The organism is Phenylobacterium sp. CCH9-H3, assembly GCF_001557235.1.
GTDB lineage: Bacteria > Pseudomonadota > Alphaproteobacteria > Caulobacterales > Caulobacteraceae > Phenylobacterium.
Map to the genome: position 1 here is coordinate 1 of NZ_LSJI01000131.1, position 379 is coordinate 379.

General features: G+C 67.5%; 1 protein-coding gene. It reads left to right on the top strand.

Translation table 11 applies throughout. The features are described 5' to 3' along the window. Positions 1 to 379 (top strand): TonB-dependent receptor plug domain-containing protein (locus AX721_RS12950; RefSeq protein ID WP_156467156.1); only part of this gene is annotated, 379 nt, incomplete at both ends.

Consider the following 379-nt stretch of genomic DNA (forward strand, 5'->3'; position numbering starts at 1 on the left):
GCCCTGATCGAGCGCGTCGACGTCCTGACGGGCGGCGCCTCGGCCGTGTACGGCGCCGACGCCGTCGGCGGCGTCGTCAACTTCATCATGGCCAAGAACTTCGAAGGCGTTCGTCTCGACGCCCAGTACGGCCTCTACCAGCACGACAACGGCAATGCGATCGCCGACGTGGTGCGCGCCCGCGCGGCGACGGCGGCGAGCCCGGAGTTCTTCCAGCTGCCGAAGGACAATGTCCGTGACGGCGAGATGAGCCAGGTGACGCTGGTGATCGGCGTGAACTCGCCGGACGGCAAGGGCAACGTGACCGCCTATGCCGGCTATCGCCACGTCGAGCCGATCCTGCAGGGCAACCGCGACTTCTCGTCGTGCACCCTGAACT